Here is a 16585-nt window from a genome sequence, read left to right as displayed (position 1 = left end):
CGTTCGCCGCGCGAGGAGATCCTGTGTGGTCTGTTCGCCGAGGTGCTGGGCGTGGAGCGGGTCGGTATCGACGACGGCTTCTTCGACCTGGGCGGTCACTCCCTGCTGGCCACCCGTCTGGCGAACCGCATCCGCGCCACCCTCGGCGTCGAGCTGCCGGTCCGCCGTCTCTTCGAGACACCCACCGTCGCCGGACTCGCCGCCTGGCAGGGCACCGGATCCGCACGCGCCGCCGCGCGCTCGGCCGAGCGCCCCGAGCGGCTGCCGTTGTCGTTCGCGCAGGAACGCCTGTGGTTCCTCAGCCAGTTCGACGAGGCGTCCGCCACGTACAACATCCCCGCCGCGCTGCGGCTGACCGGTGACCTGGACCGCACCGCGCTCGAAGCGGCGCTGGCCGACGTGGTGGCCCGGCACGAGCCGCTGCGCACCGTCGTCGCCGAGGACGCGGACGGCCCGCACCAGCGGGTGCTCGACGCCGGTGAGGCCGCACCGCGCCTGCTGACCGAGGCCGTCGACAACGCCGTACTCGGTGAGAGGCTGGCCGGGGAGACCGGGCGCGCCTTTGATCTGTCGGCCGAACTTCCGCTGCGGGTGCGGCTGTTCGAGCTCGGGGAGCGGGAGCATGTGCTGCTGCTCGTCCTGCATCACATCGCCGGTGACGGCTGGTCGGTGGGGCCGCTCGCGCGGGACCTGACGACCGCCTATGCGGCCCGCCGTGCCGGGCACGCCCCGAGCTGGGCCGAACTGCCGTTGCAGTACGCGGACTACGCCCTGTGGCAGCGCCGTACGCTCGGTTCTGAGACCGACCGGGACAGCCTGCTCGCGCGCCAGCTCACGTACTGGAAGGACGCGTTGGCCGGGCTGCCCGAGGAGCTGGAGCTGCCCACCGACCACCGTCGGCCCGCCGTGTCCTCGTACACCGGTGGCGTGGTGGAGTTCGAGGTGCCGGCCGCTCTGCACGAGCGGCTGACGGGGCTGGCCCGGGAGCTGCGCGCCACGCCGTTCATGGTGGTGCGAGCCGCGCTGGCAACGCTGTTGTCGAGGCTGGGCGCCGGGACGGACATCCCGATCGGCACCCCGGTCGCCGGACGCGCCGACGACGCCCTCGAAGGCCTGGTCGGGTTCTTCGTGAACACGCTGGTGCTGCGCACCGACCTGTCCGGCGAGCCGAGCTTCCGTGAACTGGTCGCCCAGGTGCGGGAGTTCGACCTGTCGGCGTACGCCCACCAGGACGTGCCGTTCGAGCGGCTCGTCGACGCGCTCAACCCGGCCCGCTCCATGGCCCGCCACCCCCTCTTCCAGACCTCGCTGACCTGGAACGACACCACCGAGCAGGCGCTGGGCGCGCTGCGCGGCCTGCCGGGCCTCGCCGTACGCCCCGAACCGGTGGACACCACGGCGGCGAAGTTCGACCTGTCCTTCGTCTTCGAGGAGCGGCGGGCCGCCGACGGAGCGCCCGCGGGACTGGCCGGCAGCCTCGCCTACAGCGCCGACCTGTACACCCACGACAGCGCCGTGACCCTCACCGGGCGTCTGGTGCGCGTCCTCGACGCCGTGCTGGCCGACCCCGAGCGGCCGGTCACCCGCGTCGACGTCACCGACGCGGCCGAGCGCGCCCGGCTGCTGGCCGCGGCCGGCGCGGGCGGCACGCCCGCTCCGACCCGGTCGCTCGCCGAACTCTTCGAGCAGCGGGTCGCCGACGCCCCCGACGCGGTCGCCGTCACCTGCGAGGAGCGGTCGCTGACCTACCGGGACCTGAACGAGCGGGCCGACCGGCTGGCGGACCACCTCGTGGCGCACGGCGCGGGCCCGGAGCGGTTCGTCGCGGTGTCCCTGCCGCGCGGCCTGGACCTCGTCGTGGCCCTGCTGGCGGTCGTGAAGTCCGGGGCGGCGTACGTCCCCGTCGACCCCGGCTACCCACAGGAGCGCATCGCCTACATCCTCCAGGACACCGACCCCGTCCTCGTCGTCGACGAGGAGTGGCTCGCCGCGGTCGCCGCCGGTGGGCCCGCCGCCCCCGGACGCGACCGCGTCCCGGCCGGCCCGGCGCACCCCGCGTACGTCATCTACACCTCCGGCTCCACCGGCCGCCCCAAGGGCGTGGTGATTCCGCACGCCAACGTGGTGCGGCTGTTCACCGCCACCGAGGACAGCTACGGCTTCGGTGCGGACGACGTGTGGACCCTGTTCCACTCCGCCGCGTTCGACTTCTCGGTGTGGGAGCTGTGGGGTCCGCTGCTGTACGGCGGCCGGCTCGTCGTCGTGCCGTTCGAGGTCAGCCGCAACCCGGTGGAGTTCCTGCGGCTGCTCGTGCGTGAGCGGGTCACCGTGCTCAACCAGACCCCCTCGGCCTTCTACCAGCTGATGCAGGCGGACCGGGACCACCCCGGCCTCGGCGACCGGCTGGCCCTGCGCCGGGTGATCTTCGGCGGCGAGGCGCTCGACCTCGGCCGGCTGGAGAGCTGGGGCCGCCGGCACGGCGACACGGATCCGGTGCTGGTCAACATGTACGGCATCACCGAGACGACCGTCCATGTCAGCGTGCGCGCCCTGGACTCCGCCGCCTGGACCGGCGAGCACCGCAGCCTGATCGGCGTCGGCATCCGCGACCTGCGGGTGTACGTCCTCGACGACGCCCTGCGTCCGGCCCCGGCCGGCGTCACGGGCGAGATGTACGTCGCCGGTGCCGGTCTGGCCCGCGGCTATCTGAACCGTCCCGGGCTGACCGCGGAGCGCTTCGTGGCCTGCCCGTTCGGGGCGCCGGGGGAGCGCATGTACCGCACCGGCGACCTGGCGCGGTGGACCGCGGACGGCGAGCTGGAGTACCTGGGCCGCGCCGACGACCAGGTCAAGATCCGGGGCTTCCGTATCGAACTCGGCGAGATCGAGAGCGTCGTCCTGGCCCACCCGCGGATCGCCCAGGCCGCCGTCGTCGTCCGCGAGGACCGGCCAGGCGACAAGCGCCTGGTCGCCTACGCGGTGCCCGACGGCGACACACTCGACACCGCCTCCGTACGGGACCGGCTCACGGCCGAACTGCCCGAGTACATGGTGCCGTCGGCCGTCGTACCGCTCGCGGCACTGCCGCTGACGGTCAACGGCAAGCTGGACCGCCGGGCACTGCCCGCACCCGAGTACGGCACCTCGGACAAGGCCGGGTACCGTGCTCCGCGCTCGCCGCGCGAGGAGATCCTGTGCGGTCTGTTCGCCGAAGTGCTCGGCGTGGAGCGGGTCGGCATCGACGACGGCTTCTTCGACCTGGGCGGCCACTCCCTGCTCGCCACCCGCCTCGTCAACCGCATCCGCGCCACGCTCGGCGCGGAGCTGTCGGTGCGGGACCTGTTCGAGGCGCCCAGCGTCGCCGGCCTGGCACCGGTCCTGGACACGACCGCGAGCGGCACCGTCCGCCCCGTCGCCCGGGCCGAACGCCCCGAGCGGCTGCCGCTGTCGTTCGCGCAGCGCAGGCTGTGGTTCCTGCACCGCTTCGACGGCCCGTCCGCCACCTACAACATCCCGCTCGCCCTGCGCCTGACCGGAGACCTCGACCGGGCGGCCCTGGAGGCGGCCCTGGCCGACGTGGTGGCCCGGCACGAGACACTGCGCACCGTCTTCGCCGAGGACGAGCAGGGCCCGTACCAGGTCGTCCTCGACCAGGCGCGCCCCGCGCTGCACACGGCCACCGACGAGACGCAGCTGCGCGCGGCGGCCCGCTACGCCTTCGACCTCGGCGTCGAACTCCCGCTGCGGGCCGTGCTGTTCTCCCGCGACGACCGCGAGCACGTCCTGCTCGTGGTGCTCCACCACATTGCGGGCGACGGCCGGTCCACCCTCGCCTTCGCCCACGACCTCGCCGCCGCCTACACCGCCCGGCGCGCCGGACACGCACCCCATCAGGACGAACTGCCGGTCCAGTACGCCGACTTCACCCTCTGGCAGAACGACGCGCTCGGCTCCGAGGACGACCCGGACAGCCTCGTCTCCCGCCAACTCGCCTTCTGGCGGGACGCGCTGGCCGAACTGCCCGAGGAACTCGACATCCCCGCCGACCGGCCCCGCCCGGCCACGACGTCGTACACCGGCGACGTCGTGGAGTTCGAGGTGCCGGCCGCCCTGCACGAGCGGCTGACGGAGCTGGCCAGGGAGCTGCGCGCCACCCCGTTCATGGTCCTCCAGGCCGCGCTGGCAACGCTGTTGTCGCGGCTGGGCGCGGGCACCGACATCCCGATCGGCACCCCCATCGCGGGCCGCGCCGACGACGCCGTAGAAGACCTGATCGGCTTCTTCGTCAACACGCTGGTGCTGCGCACCGACCTGTCCGGCGAGCCGTCCTTCCGCGAACTCGTCGGCCGGGTCAAGGAGTTCGACCTGGCGGCCTACGCCCACCAGGACGTGCCCTTCGAGCGGCTCGTCGACGCGCTCGACATCACCCGCTCGACCTCCCGGCACCCGCTGTTCCAGACCGTCCTCACCCTCGACGACACCGCCGAACAGGAGGCCCTCTCCCGGGCCGCCGCCCTGCCCGGACTCGAAGTCGCCCCCTACCGGCTCGACACCGGCGTCGCCAAGTTCGACCTGTCCTTCGGCTTCGCCCGCGCCCACGAGAACGGACCCGGACTCACCGGCCGCCTCGAATACGCCACCGACCTCTACGACCGGACCACGGCCCGCACGCTCGCCGACCGGCTGGTGCGCGTCCTGGAAGCCGTCCTCGCCGCCCCCGACGCACCCGTCTTCCGGGTCGACGTCCTCGGCGCCGAGGAACGCCGGCTGCTCGTCGACGGCCGCAACGACACCGCCCGGCCCACCCCCGCGGCCACGCTGCTCGGGCTCTTCGAGGCCCACACCGAGGCCACGCCGGACAGGACGGCCCTCATCGGGGACGGCACCGAGCTCACCTACGCCGAACTCTCGGCACGCGCCCACCAGTTGGCGCACCGGCTGCGCCGCGCGGGCGTGCGGCGCGAGACCCGGGTCGCCCTGCTGATGGAACGCTCCGTCGACCTCGTCGTCGCCGTCCTCGCCGTCCTCAAGGCCGGCGGTGTCTATGTGCCGCTCAGCGCCACCTACCCGGACGAGCGGCTGCGCTGGATCCTCGGCGAGACCGGCACCCCGCTGATCGTCACCGACCGGGCCCTGCGGGAGCGGGCCGGGACCGTCGCAGGCCCGCTGGACCTCCTCGTCGTCGACGACCCGGCCACCGCCGACGCCCTCGCCCACGAGGACACCTCCGCGCCCGGATTCGTCCCCACGCCCGGCGACCTGGCCTGCGTGATGTTCACCTCCGGCTCCACCGGCCTGCCCAAGGGCGTCGCCGCGACCCACGGGAACATCGCCGACCTCGCCCAGGACCAGTGGTGGACCTCCGGCTCCGCGGACCGTGTCCTGCTGCACTCCCCGCACGCCTGGGACGCGCTCACCCTGGAGCTGTGGGTCGCCCTGCTGTGCGGCGGCAGCGTCGTCGTCGCACCCGCCGGGGACCTCGGCGTCGAGGCCATCGGCGCGCTGATCACCGGACACGGGATCACCGGACTGTGGCTGACCGCCGGCCTGTTCGCGGTCCTCGCCGAGGAGCAGCCCGACTGCTTCCGCGGCGTCAGCCAGGTGTGGACCGGCGGCGACGTCGTCCCGCCCGCCGCCGTGCGCCGCGTCCTGGAACGCTGCCCGCACATCGAGGTCGTCAACGGCTACGGCCCCACCGAGACCACCGTGTTCGCCACCCGCAACCCGGTCGGCGCCGCCGACGCCCAGCGGCTGCCCAGCGTCGTCCCCATCGGACGCCCGCTGGACAACATGCGCATGTACGTCCTCGACACCGCCCTGCACCCCGTGCCCGACGGCGTCCCCGGCGAGCTGTACGTGGCCGGCAGCGGCCTCGCCCGCGGCTACTGGGCACGCCCGGACCTCACCGCGGAACGCTTCGTGGCCTGTCCCTTCGGGGCACCGGGCGAGCGCATGTACCGCACCGGCGACCTGGTGCGCTGGAACACCGACGGCCGGCTGGAGTTCGTCGGCCGGGCCGACGACCAGGTCAAGGTTCGCGGCTTCCGGATCGAGCTCGCCGAGATCGAGGCCGCCCTCGCCGCCCACCCGGGCATCCGGGCGAGCGCGGTCGTCGTCCGCGAGGACCAGCCCGGCGACAAGCGCCTGACCGGCTACGTCGTCGCCCTGGACACGCCCCTCGACCTCACCGAGGTCCGCGCCCACCTCGCCGCCCGGCTGCCCGACTACATGGTGCCCACCGCCCTGGTGCCGCTGCCCGAACTGCCCCTGACCACCAACGGAAAGCTGGACCGCAAGGCCCTGCCCGCCCCCACCTACGAGCCCCGCTCCACCGGACGGGCCGCCTCGGGGCCGGTGGAGGAGACACTGTGCGCCCTCTTCGCCGAGGTCCTGGGCGTGCCCGGGATCGGCGTCGACGACAGCTTCTTCGACCTCGGCGGCGACAGCATCGTCTCCATCCAGCTCGTCAGCCGGGCCCGCAAGGCCGGCCTCACCCTCACCCCGCGCGACGTCTTCGACCACCGCACGGTCGCCGCGCTCGCCGAGGCGATCACCGGCCGCGCACCCGCACCCGTCGACGACACCCCGCAGGAACCCGCCACCGGGCCCGTCCCGCTCACCCCGATCATGCACTGGCTCGCCGACCGCGGCGGACGCCTCGACCGGTTCAACCAGTCCGTCGTCATCCAGGTCCCCGCGGCCATGGCGTACGACGATCTGCGCGACGCCCTGCAGGCCGTACTGGACCGGCACGACGCCCTGCGCATGCGGTGCACCACGGACGACTCCGGGCTGCCGCACGCGGACATCCCGCAGCCGGGCGCCCTCGACGCGGCGCACTGCCTGACCCGCGTCGACGCCGCGAACGCCGACCCCGCCACCCTGCACGCGCTGCTCACCGAGCACGCACGGGCCGCCCTCGACCGGCTCGCGCCCGCCGACGGCATCATGCTCCAGGCCGTCTGGCTGGACCGCGGCCCGCAGGCGCCCGGCAGGCTCCTGCTCCTCGCCGACCACCTCGTCGTCGACGGCGTCTCCTGGCGCATCATCGTCACCGACCTGGCCGAGGCCTGGCAGTCGGCCGCCTCCGGCGGCAGCTCCGAACTCGCCCCCGCCGGCACATCCTTCCGGCACTGGGCCACCGCCCTGCACACCGCCGCGACGGACCCCGCGCGCACCGACCAGCTCGCCCACTGGGCCGACACCCTGCGGGGCAGCGAGCGGCCGCTCGGCACGGACACCCTGGACCCGGCACGCGACACCCACGCCACATCCGGCTCCCTCACGCTCACGCTGTCCGCGGACGTCACCGAGGCCGTGCTCACCACCGTGGGCTCCGTCTTCGGCACCGGCGTCACCGACGGACTCCTCACCGCCCTCGCCCTGGCCCTCGCCGACCGGCCCGGCACCAACGACGCGGGCCTCCTCGTGGACGTCGAGGGACACGGCCGCGAGGAACAACTCGTCCCCGGCGCCGACCTGTCCCGCACCGTCGGCTGGTTCACCAGCCTCTACCCCGTGCGCCTGGACCCGGGCCCGCTGGACCGCACCGCCCGCGCGGACGCCCTCGCCGGCGGCCCCACCGTCGGCCGCGTCCTGAAGACCGTCAAGGAACAGCTGCGCGCCGTCCCCGACAACGGCGTCGGATACGGCCTGCTGCGCCACCTCAACCCCAAGACCAAGGGCGTGCTCGCCGAACTCGCCCGACCCCAGCTCGGATTCAACTACCTGGGCCGCGTCACGGCCCGGGAGGCAGCCGACTTCACCGCCGTACCCGACGTCGGGGCACTCGTCCCCGGCGACGACCCCGGCACACCCCTGACCCATGTGCTGGAGCTCAACGCCCTCACCCAGGACGGCACCGACGGGCCCGAACTCGTCGCCACCTGGACCTGGGCCGGGCGGCTGCTGTCCGAGACCGAGGTGCGCCAGGTGGCCGAGGGCTGGTTCGCCGCCCTGCGCGGCCTCGCCGAGCACGCCCGGCATCCCGACGCGGGGGGTCTCACCCCGTCGGACGTGTCCCTGGTGAACATCAGCCAGGACGAGATCGACGCATTCGAAGACGACTTCTTCGCAGACCAGGAAGACGAGTGAGGAAAGCCGTGAGCCGTAAGTCCCGTTCCATCGAGGACATCCTGCCCCTTTCGCCGCTGCAGGAAGGTCTCATCTTCCACAGCGTCTACGACGACCGCGGCGCCGACATCTACACCGTCCAACTCGTCTTCGACGTCGAAGGAACCCTGGACTCCGCCGCGCTGCACACCGCCGCGCAGGCCCTCGTCCGGCGCCACACCAACCTCCGCGCGGGCTTCCGCCAGCGCAAGACCGGTGAATGGGTCCAGGTCGTCCTCGGCGACGCCCCGCCGAGCTGGACCGAGACCGACCTCGCCGGCCTGCCCGAGGCCGACCGCGAGACCGAGGCCGAGCGGATCATCACCGAGGACCGCGCCCGCCGCTTCGACCTCGGCCGGCCGCCGCTGCTCCGGTTCACCCTGATCCGCCTCGGCGCCGAACGGCACCGGCTCGCCCTCGCCGTCCACCACGCCGTCCTCGACGGCTGGTCGCTGCCCGTCCTCCTGCGCGAACTCCTCGCGCTGTACGTCTCCCGGGGCGACACCGACGCCCTGCCCCGCCCGCGCCCCTACCGCGAGTACCTCGCCTGGCTCGCCGGACGTGACCGCGACGCCGCGCTGGACGCCTGGACCCAGGCCTTCGAGGACTTCGACGAGCCGTCCCGGATCGCGCCCGCCGTCCCCGGCCGCACCCCCGTCGTCCCGGACAAGGTCGAGTTCGGCCTGCCCGCCGAGACCACCCGCGCCCTGGCCGACCGCGCCCGGACCCTCGGCGTCACCCTCAACACCGTCGTCCAGGGTGCCTGGGGCCTCGCCCTGTCCCGCCTCCTCGGCCGCACCGACGTCGCCTTCGGCGTCACCGTCTCCGGCCGCCCCGCCGACCTCGCCGGCGTCGAGGACATGGTGGGCCTGTTCATCAACACCCTGCCCCTGCGGCTGCGCCTGGACCCCGCCGAGTCCCTCGGCGGCCTCCTTGAGCGCCTCCAGCGGGAACAGTCCGCGCTCCTGGAGTACCAGTACATCGGCCTGGCCGACCTCCAGCGGGCCATCGGCAAGGGCGAACTCTTCGACACCTCCATGGTGTTCGAGAACTACCCCCTCGACAGCGCGGGCCTCGACTCCTCGGCCGACGTGGGCGGCCTCCGCCTCGCCTCCGCCCAGAGCCGCTCGGCGATGCACTACGCCTACGGCCTCGTCGCCCACCCCGGCAAGGAACTCAGCTTCCGACTGGACTTCCAGCCCGACCTCGTCGACCGCGAGTCGGCGCAGGCGCTGGCCGAGCGGTTGGTGCGGGTGCTGGGGGCTGTGGTTGCTGATCCGGGGGTGCGGGTCGGTGGTGTGGATGTGCTGTCCGATGCTGAGCGGGGCTTGGTGTTGGGGGAGTGGATCGATACGGCTGCTCCGGATGTGTCGGTTGCTGCGTTGCCGCAGTTGTTCGAGGCGCAGGTGGCGCGGACTCCCGATGCCGTTGCGGTCGGGGAACTGACCTATGCCGAGGTGAATGCGCGGGCGAACCGGCTGGCGCGGCTGCTGCGGGAGTGTGGTGCTGGTCCGGAGCGGCGGGTGGCGGTGGTGTTGCCGCCGTCTGCGGAGCTGGTGGCTGTGCTGCTGGCCGTGGTGAAGGCGGGGGCGGCCTACGTCCCGGTCGATCCCGGATACCCGCAGGAGCGCATCGACTACATCCTGGAGGACGCCGACCCGGCGCTGGTGATCGACGAGCAGTGGCTGGAGCAGGCCGACCTCGGCGATCTGTCGGCGGAGAACCTGCCTGCGGTGGAGCTGTCGTGGCCGGCGTATGTGATCTATACGTCGGGGTCGACGGGGCGTCCGAAGGGTGTGGTCGTCGAACACGCCTCGGTGGGCGCGTACTTGGTGCGGGCGCGGGAGGTGTATCCGCAGGCGGCCGGGGTGTCGCTGGTGCACTCCTCGTTCGCGTTCGACCTGACGGTGACCGCCCTGTGGTCCCCGCTCGTCAGTGGCGGCCGCATCGTCGTCGGTGATCTCGACGAGTCCGTGTCGGACGTGACCTTCATGAAGGTCACCCCCTCCCACCTGGGCCTGCTGGAGGCGCTGCCCAAGGCGGCGTCGCCGTCGGGCACGCTCGTCATCGGCGGTGAGGCCCTGCGTGGCGAGGCCCTGGCGGGCTGGCGGGAGGCGCACCCGCAGGTCCAGGTGATCAACGCCTACGGCCCGACGGAGGCGACGGTCAACTGTGCCGAGTTCCGCCTCGAACCGGGGACGGAGACGCCGTCGGGTGCGGTGCCGATCGGCCGTCCGTTCGCCAACACCCGTACCTACGTGCTGGATGCGGCGTTGCAGCCGGTACCGGTCGGCACCCCGGGCGAGCTGTATGTGGCGGGTGTGGTGCTGGCCCGCGGTTACCTGGACCGCCCGGCCCTGACGGCGGAGCGTTTCGTCGCCGACCCCTACGGTGCTCCGGGCACGCGTATGTACCGGACCGGAGACGTTGCCCGCTGGAACCGTGACGGTCAGCTGGAGTACGTCGGCCGTGCCGATGACCAGGTCAAGGTGCGCGGCTACCGCATCGAGCTGGGCGAGATCCAGTCCGCCCTCGCCGCGCACGCGCACATCGCGCAGGCAGCCGTCATCGTTCGCGAGGACCGGCCCGGTGACAAGCGGCTCGTCGGCTATGCCGTACCGGAGGCCGGTGCGGCGCTCGACGTGGCGGCCGTGCGAGCCGCTCTCGCGGTGGAGCTGCCGGAGTACATGGTCCCGGCCGCGGTCGTCGTCCTGGACGCGCTGCCGCTGACCTCGCACGGCAAGCTCGACCGCCGTGCTCTGCCCATGCCCGAGTTCGAGGTGAAGTCCCGTTCCCGGGCGCCGCGTTCGCCGCGCGAGGAGATCCTGTGCGGTCTGTTCGCCGAGGTGCTCGGCACTCCGGACGTGGGCGTCGACGACAGCTTCTTCGACCGTGGCGGCCACTCGCTGCTGGCCACGCGACTGGCGAGCCGAATCCGTTCGGCCCTCGGCGTCGAACTGCCCGTGCGGCAGATCTTCAGCACCCCCACCGTCGCCGCCCTGGCCGCGGCGCTCGACACCGCGAACGAGGGCCGGACTGCCGTCGTCCGGGCGGCAGTTCGCCCCGAGCGTCTGCCGCTGTCCTTCGCGCAGCGCGGACTGTGGTTCCTGCACCGGCTGGAGGGGCCGAGCCCGACGTACAACATGCCGGTCTCGCTGCGGCTGACCGGTGAGCTGGACCATGACGCCCTGCGCACGGCGCTGGCCGACGTGGTGGCGCGGCACGAGTCGCTGCGGACGGTCTTCGGCGAGGACGCCGAGGGTCCTTACCAGCGCGTGCTGACTGCCGCGGAGGCCGTACCCGTCCTGGAGGTCGTCCGCACGGACGAGGCCGGGCTGCCCGCCGCGCTGGAAGCGGCGGCCCAGTACGGCTTCGACCTCGGCGCCGAAATCCCCGTACGCGCCTGGCTGTTCGAACTGAGCCCGGAGCGGCACGTACTGCTGGTGCTGGTGCACCACATCGCGGGCGACGGCTGGTCCATGCCGTTGTTCGCGCGTGACCTGACCACGGCCTACACGTCCGCAGCCACGGGCACTGCACCCGGCTGGTCCGAACTGCCCGTCCAGTACGCGGACTTCACGCTGTGGCAGCGCGAGGTGCTGGGCTCCGACGAGGACCCCGGCAGCCCGATCTCGCAGCAGCTGGACTACTGGAAGCAGGCGCTGGCCGGGCTTCCCGAGGAACTGGAGCTGCCGGTCGACCGGCAGCGTTCCGAAGCGGCGTCCTTCGAGGGCGGATCGGTTCCGTTCGAGATCACGCCGGCGGTGCACGCCCGACTCGTGGAGCTGGCGCGCGAGTGCCAGGCGAGCCCCTTCATGGTGGTGCAGTCGGCCCTGGCGACGCTGCTCTCGCGGCTCGGCGCGGGCACGGACATCCCCCTGGGCACTCCGATCGCCGGCCGCACCGACGACGCGGTGGAGGACCTGGTCGGCTTCTTCATCAACACGCTGGTGCTGCGCACCGACCTGTCCGGCAACCCGACCTTCCGTGAACTGGTCGCGCGGGTCCGCGAGACGGACCTGGCCGCGTACGCCCATCAGGACGTGCCCTTCGAGCGGCTGGTGGAGGTCCTCAACCCCACCCGCGTCACCTCCCGGCACCCGCTCTTCCAGGTGCGCTTCGTCTTCAACAACATCGACCAGCAGGCCGCGGCCGACGCGGTCCAGAACCTGCCCGGGCTCACCGTCGCACCGGAACCCGTCGACCTCGGCGCGGCCAAGTTCGACCTCCTCTTCCGGTTCTCCGAGCAGCGTGAGACCGACGGCACACCCGTCGGCATGCGCGGCGCGCTGGAGTTCAGCACGGATCTGTTCGACGCGGTGACTGCTGAGCTGTTGGCCGAGCGGTTGGTGCGGGTGCTGGGGGCTGTGGTTGCTGATCCGGGGGTGCGGGTCGGTGGTGTGGATGTGCTGTCCGATGCTGAGCGGGGCTTGGTGTTGGGGGAGTGGATCGATACGGCCCGCAGTGTTTCGGTGTCGGCGTTGCCGCAGTTGTTTGAGGCGCAGGTGGCGCGGACTCCGGACGCGGTTGCGGTCGGGGAACTGACCTATGCCGAGGTGAATGGGCGGGCGAATCGGCTGGCGCGGCTGCTGGTGGAGCGGGGTGCTGGTCCGGAGCGGCGGGTGGCGGTGGTGTTGCCGCCGTCGGCGGAGCTGGTGGCCGTACTGCTGGCCGTCGTGAAGGCGGGGGCGGCTTACGTCCCGGTCGATCCCGGATACCCGCAGGAGCGCATCGACTACATCCTGGAGGACGCCGACCCGGCGCTGGTCATCGACGAGCAGTGGCTGGAGCAGGCCGACTTCGACGATCTGTCGGCGGAGAACCTGCCTGCGGTGGAGCTGTCGTGGCCGGCGTATGTGATCTATACGTCGGGTTCGACGGGGCGTCCGAAGGGTGTGGTCGTCGAACACGCCTCGGTGGGCGCGTACTTGGTGCGGGCGCGGGAGGTGTATCCGCAGGCGGCGGGCGTGTCGCTGGTGCACTCCTCGTTCGCGTTCGACCTGACGGTTACCGCACTGTGGTCCCCGCTCGTCAGTGGCGGCCGGATCGTCGTCGGTGACCTCGACGAGTCCGTGTCGGATGTGACCTTCATGAAGGTCACCCCCTCGCACCTGGGCCTGCTGGAGGCGCTGCCCAAGGCGGCGTCGCCGTCGGGCACGCTCGTCATCGGCGGTGAAGCCCTGCGTGGCGAGGCCCTGGCGGGCTGGCGGGAGGCGCACCCGCAGGTCCAGGTGATCAACGCCTACGGCCCGACGGAGGCGACGGTCAACTGTGCCGAGTTCCGCCTCGAACCGGGGACGGAGACGCCTTCGGGTGCGGTGCCGATCGGTCGTCCGTTCGCCAATACCCGTACCTACGTCCTGGATGCCGCCCTCAAGCCGGTCCCCGTCGGCACCCCGGGCGAGCTGTACGTCGCGGGCGTGGTGCTGGCCCGCGGCTACCTGGACCGCCCGGCCCTGACGGCGGAGCGGTTCGTCGCCGACCCCTACGGCCCGGCCGGCACGCGCATGTACCGCACCGGCGACATCGCCCGCTGGAACCGCGACGGCCAGCTGGAGTACGTCGGCCGTGCCGATGACCAGGTCAAGGTGCGCGGCTACCGCATCGAGCTGGGCGAGATCCAGTCCGCCCTCGCCGCGCACGCGCACATCGCGCAGGCCGCCGTCATCGTTCGCGAGGGACGGCTGCTGGGTTACGTCGTCCCGCAGGACGAAGCCCCCGCCGTAGACACGCAGTTGGTGCGCAAGTCGCTGGCCGAGTCCCTGCCGGAGTACATGGTCCCGGCCGCGATCGTCGTCCTGGACGCGCTGCCGCTGACCTCGCACGGCAAGCTCGACCGCCGCGCCCTCCCCGACCCCGAGTACACCGCGGAGACGTACGCCGACGCGGGCGCGAGCCTCGTCGTGCGGGCGCCGTTGGATCCCCGGGTGGAGATCCTGTGCGGGCTGTACGCCGATGTCCTCGGCGTGCCCGAGGTCGGTGTCGACGACGACTTCTTCGAGCTCGGCGGGCACTCGCTGCTCGCGATCCGGCTGGTCAGCCGGGTGCGCAGTGCGCTCGGCTTCGAACTGACCATCCGCCAGGCCTTCGAGGCCCGGTCGGTGTCCAAGCTCCTGGGACTGCTGGACGCGGCGGACGGGGCCCGGCAGGGCGTGCGGGCGACGCTGCCCCGGCCCGACCGGGTGCCGGTTTCGTACGCGCAGCAGCGGCTCTGGTTCCTGCACCGGCTGGAGGGGCCGAGCCCGACGTACAACATGCCGGTCTCGCTGCGGCTGACCGGTGAGCTGGACCATGACGCCCTGCGCGCGGCGCTGGCCGACGTGGTGGCGCGGCACGAGTCGCTGCGCACGGTGTTCGGCGAGGACGCCGAGGGCGCGTACCAGCGCGTGCTGACTGCCGCGGAGGCCGTACCTGCCCTGGATGTCGTACCGACCGACGAGGCCGGGCTGCCCGCCGCGCTGGAGAAGGCCGCGCGGCACGGCTTCGACCTGTCGGCCGAGCCGCCGCTGCGGGCGACGCTGTTCCGGGCCGGCGAACGGGAGCACGTGCTGCTCGTGCTGGTGCACCACATCGCGGGCGACGGCTGGTCCATGCCGCTGCTCGCGCGTGATCTCACCACCGCGTACGCGTCGCGCCGCGCCGGTGCGGCGCCCGCCTGGCAGGCGTTGCCCGCGCAGTACGCGGACTACACGCTGTGGCAGCGCGACGTGCTGGGCGCCGAGGAGGACCCGGACAGCGCCCTCGTCCGCCAGATCGACTACTGGCGGGAGCAACTGGCCGAACTCCCCGAGGAGTTGGAACTGCCCGTCGACCGGCCGCGGCCGGCCGTCTCCTCGCACGAGGGCGGGCGGGTGCCGTTCGACATTCCGCAGGACGTGTACGCCAAGGTCGTGGCCGTGGCCCGGGCCCAGCAGGCGAGCCCGTTCATGGTGGTGCAGTCCGCGCTGGCCGCTCTGCTGACGCGGCTGGGCGCCGGTACCGACATCCCGCTGGGCACGCCCACCGCGGGCCGCACCGACGGCGCGCTTGAGGACCTCGTCGGCTTCTTCGTGAACACGCTGGTACTGCGCACCGACACCTCGGGCGACCCCACGTTCGCCGAGCTCGTCGGCCGGGTGCGCAACACCGCGCTCGCCGCCTACGCGCACCAGGACGTGCCGTTCGAGCGGCTGGTTGAGGTCCTCAACCCCGAGCGGTCGATGTCCCGCCACCCGTTGTTCCAGACCATGCTCACCTGGAACGCGGCGGACCAGCACCAGACCTTCGACGCGTCCGCGCACCTGGACGGGCTGACGGTCACACCGATGCCCGTGGGCACCGGCATCGCCAAGTTCGACCTGGCGTTCGCCTTCGTCGAGCGGTCCGCGCAGGACGGCGGCACGGACGGCGGGCTGAAGGGTGTGCTGGAGTACAGCGCCGACCTCTACGACCGCGACAGCGCCACGACGCTCACCGAGCGGTTCGTACGCCTGCTGCGCGCCCTGGTCGACGCGCCCGAACTGCCCGTCGGACACGTCGAGGTACTCACCGCTGACGAGCGTTCGGTGTTGCTCGACGGCTTCAATGCCACCGAGCGTGCGGTGTCTGAGGGCACTCTGCCGGAGTTGTTCCAGGCGCAGGTGGCACGGACGCCGGATGCGACGGCGGTGGTGTTCGAGGGTGCGCGGCTGAGCTATGCCGAGTTGAATGCGCGGGCGAACCGGTTTGCGCGGCTGCTGGTGGAGCGGGGTGCGGGGCCGGAGCGGGCCGTCGCGGTGTCGCTGCCGCGCTCGGCCGATCTGGTGGTCACGCTGCTGGCCATCATGAAGGCGGGGGCGGTTTACGTTCCGGTGGATCCGGAGTATCCCGCGGAGCGGATCGCGCACATCCTCGACGACGTCGCTCCGGTGATCGTGGTCGACGAGGCGTGGCTGGCCGCGGCCGACACTTCCGGTCGGGCCGCGGACGACCTCCCGCCCGCGGATGTCGCCTCCCTCGCGTATGTGATTCATACGTCGGGTTCGACGGGGCGTCCGAAGGGTGTGGCGGTCTCGCACCGCGGTATCGCGAGCCTGGCCACGGGGCAGATCGAGCGGTTCGCTGTTACGGCGGACAGCCGGGTGCTGCTGTTCGCGTCGCCGAGCTTCGACGCGGCCGTCTCCGAGGTGTGCATGGCGCTGCTGGCGGGCGCGGTGCTGGTGCTGGCGCCTGCGGAGCGGCTGTTGCCGGGTGCGGCGCTGACCGGGCTGGTGCGCGAGGAGCAGATCACGCACATCACGCTGCCGCCGTCCGCGCTCGCCGTCCTCCCGGAGGACGCGCTGCCGACCGTGACCACCCTGGTCGTGGCCGGTGAAGCCTGCCCGCCGGACCTGGTGGCCCGCTGGTCGCGTGGCCGCCGCATGATCAACGCGTACGGTCCGACGGAGTCGACGGTGTGCGCGAGCATGAGTATGCCGTTGTCGGGTGCGGTGGTCCCGCCGATCGGCGCGCCGCT

2 protein-coding genes are annotated in these 16585 nt (G+C 72.7%); both read left to right on the top strand.

Annotated elements, in window-relative coordinates:
• The first annotated feature begins 18 nt into the window (after window positions 1-18).
• The gene (locus tag AB0Q90_RS41830; RefSeq protein WP_363165969.1) at window positions 19-8094 is read left to right on the top strand and encodes an amino acid adenylation domain-containing protein; all 8076 of its coding nucleotides are present in this window, start codon (window positions 19-21) and stop codon (window positions 8092-8094) included.
• Between the two features lie 8 nt (window positions 8095-8102).
• Window positions 8103-16585, top strand: an 8483-nt coding sequence (locus tag AB0Q90_RS41825; protein WP_363165968.1) for an amino acid adenylation domain-containing protein, incomplete at its 3' end; no start/stop codon positions are given.

Source organism: Streptomyces sp. NPDC079141 (genome assembly GCF_040686775.1).
In the GTDB taxonomy this organism is placed as follows: Bacteria; Actinomycetota; Actinomycetes; order Streptomycetales; family Streptomycetaceae; genus Streptomyces.
The sequence above is the reverse complement of the archived record's forward strand: the minus strand, read 5'-3'. Positions and strand labels throughout refer to the sequence as shown.